This window comes from Protofrankia sp. CiP3, from assembly GCF_917627345.1.
GTDB lineage: Bacteria > Actinomycetota > Actinomycetes > Frankiales > Frankiaceae > Protofrankia.
In genome coordinates this window covers 1-2,795 of sequence record NZ_CAKJTM010000230.1, presented here as the reverse complement: position 1 = coordinate 2,795, position 2,795 = coordinate 1, and the positions used below count along the sequence as shown (strand labels likewise).

3 protein-coding genes are annotated in these 2,795 nt (G+C 72.4%); all 3 read left to right on the top strand.

All coding sequences use genetic code 11. The features are described from left to right. The coding region (locus tag MJ797_RS26720) for a hypothetical protein (protein WP_239342516.1) at positions 1 to 722 on the top strand (722 nt) is incomplete at its 5' end. After that, the gene (locus MJ797_RS26715; RefSeq protein ID WP_239342514.1) at positions 716 to 1,429 is read left to right on the top strand and encodes a pilin; all 714 of its coding nucleotides are present in this window, start codon (positions 716 to 718) and stop codon (positions 1,427 to 1,429) included. The genes MJ797_RS26720 and MJ797_RS26715, both read left to right, overlap by 7 nt. Further along, the coding region (locus MJ797_RS26710; RefSeq protein ID WP_239342512.1) for a hypothetical protein at positions 1,429 to 2,795 on the top strand (1,367 nt) is incomplete at its 3' end. The genes MJ797_RS26715 and MJ797_RS26710, both read left to right, overlap by 1 nt.

The window sequence follows — 2,795 nt, the reverse complement described above, 5'->3', positions numbered from 1 at the left end:
TGAACGGCTCGGTGTTGGATACCGCCGAGGCGGCTTTTTCCGCGCTGACCACCGCGCCGGACGGTCTGTCGGTGGACGGCACCGTCATTCATGAGGGTGTGCCGCAACGGCGTATCGGTTTGCGGGAGCTGCGGGTGTTGCTGGCGCATCCGGCGACTACGGCGCCGGCCCGGCATGCGGTGTGGGGGTATCTGGTGGGCCGGCGGGAGGACGCGGCCTGGCAGGTGGGCACGGTCGGGGTCGCGATGCCGGTGCTGCGGCGGACCGCGAGCCGGCTGGCCGCCGGCTATCCCGGTGATCCCGCCGATCTGGACGCGGAGGTCCTCACCGGTTTCCTCGCCGGGTTGCGGCGGGTGTCGCCTATGGCCGGACGGCTGGGGATGCGGCTGGCGTGGGTGGCTTACCGGTCCGGGCTGGCCGAGGCCTGCCGGCATGCGGTGATGCTGCCCGGTGGCGGCAGCGGGCTGCCGGTGGTAGCGGCGATACCGCCAGCTCCCTGGGGTGCGCCGCGGGAGGTACTGGCTCGGGCGGTGGCCGTGGGCGTGCTGTCGGTCGCCGAGGCCGAGCTGATCCGGGCGAGCCGGCTCGACGAGGTGCCGCTGGCCGATCTGTCCACCCTCTCCAGACCAGGTGAGGAATTGGCGGTACGGCTCGGTCAAGCGGAGGCCCGGCTGGTACGGGCCATGCTCTCCGGGCGGGTCGGGGTGAAGCTACCGTGCTGACCCGCCGCTCCCGCCCGCCCGGTCCCACGCCAGCGGGCCCGCCCCACGCGACGGGGACCAGCCACAGTCCCGCCGTGCTGATCCGCCGGGTATGGCAGGAGATCGCGGCGTGGAAGGAGATCGCCGGTGGCGTCGGCACTGTGCTGATCCTGGTAGGGACGGCGGTGGCGGCCCGTCAGGGGCTGGCCGCCGGGGCGGGCGGGCCGTCCACCGGCAGGCTGCTGACCCTCACGGTCGTCGCCGGGCTGGTCGGGCTGCTGACCGCCGAGGCCTTCGGCGCCCCGGGGACACACCGGTTCGCCGATGCCGGGCCGACCCGACGGGCCGGCGGGCGGCGCGCGCTATGGGTCACCGTCACCGTGGTGCTGATGCTGATGCTGATGCTGATGCTGGTGCTGGCTGCGGGGGCGGCCTGGGCAGGTCCGCTGCATCTGGCGCAAGAGGCCCCACCGCCGCCCGCGCCGACCCCGACCTCCCCGGACCTCGACACGGTGCTCAAGAATCTGCGGAACTGGCTGATCGGACTGTGCGCGGGGATCGCGACACTGTTCTTCACACTTGGGGGGCTGCGCTACCTGGGCGCGAACGGCGATCCCGGGGAGGTCGAGCGGGCTAAGCAGGCGTTCAAGAACGCCGCGGTCGGCTACGGGCTGGCGATCCTCGCCCCGCTGTTTTTGAAGGCGTTGAGGTCCGTGGTGGGCGCCTGATGGCCTCCCATACCGCCCGGTCCACGCCGGTCCGCACCAGGCAGGTGAACGCGCACCGGGGCCGTCGTCGCCGAGCTTTCACCGTAGTGGCGATGCTGGTCGCGGTGGCCGGGGTGCTGGGTATGATGGGCCCAGCGACCGCGCAGGTCCCGGCGCCGGCACCCGGCGCGGCCCCGACACCCCCGTCCTCCGCACCGGCTGGCACAACTCCCACCCCATCAGCACCGATGGCAGGCACGCCGGCACAGCCCGCAGCGCAGCCAGGCACCGCGCCGACGCCGGCCGTGTCCGTGCCGGGACCGACCGGGCCGGAAAGCACCGGGGGTGTGATGGCACCGCCAGCTGCCCGTCCGGCTCCGGACGCGCCGACCGATCCGGGGGCGGATCCGGCCGCCGGCCAGCCGGAGCGGACCCCGACCCCGACCCCGGGGCAGTCCCCCCCACCGCCAGCCACCGACACCGCCGGCAGTGAGGGCGGGTGGTTCGGCTGGTTGGACATTCCAGGCCGGATCATCCGGGCAATCAACGGCTGGTTCACCGGTCTGGTGGAGGCCGCCCTCGAACCGATGCTGCGGCTGCTGGGCCACACGGTGCTGTCCACTCCGGACGTGACAGTCCAGCCGCAGGTCGTGGAGCTGTGGAAAACCAGTGTGGTGGTAGCGAACAGCGTGTTCCTGCTCGTGCTCACCGTCGGCGGGATCGCGGTCATGGGACACGACAGTGTCCAGACCCGCGCGACCGCGAAGGAACTCGCCCCACGGATGGTGGTCGGGTTCGGGGCGGCGAACCTGAGCCTCACCCTGCTGGGGATCGCGATCCATCTCGCGAACGCCCTGTCGGTCGCGTTGACCGACCAGCGGGTGGACGCCGCCGGGACCACGCAGATGCTCCTGACGGTGCTGGTCGCCAGCCGGGTGAGCAGCATCTTCCCGATCCTGCTGTCCCTGGTCGTGGTGGGCCTGGCCACGATGGTCGTCGTCGGCTGGATCGTGCGGATCACGGTGATGATGCTGCTGGCGGTCGCCGGCCCACTACTGCTGATCTGGCACGGTCTGCCATGGACCGAGGGCGCGGCGAACCTGTGGTGGCGGGCAGCCGTGGGCTGTCTCGCGATCCAGGTCGGCCAGAGCCTTCTGATCGTTCTGGGCGTGCGGATCCTGCTGTCCGGGGACGGCGCGGGGGGCCTGCTGCCCAACGAGGACTCGCTGGTGAACATCCTCGTGGCCGCAGCCGTGCTGTACACCGCGATCCGTCTGCAGGGCTGGGTGGCGCGGATGGTGCTACACGGCGGGAGCGGCCGGTCGGTGGTCGTGAGCCTGATGCGCTACCGGCTGCTACGCGCGGGCCTGGCCGCCGCCGAATCCAC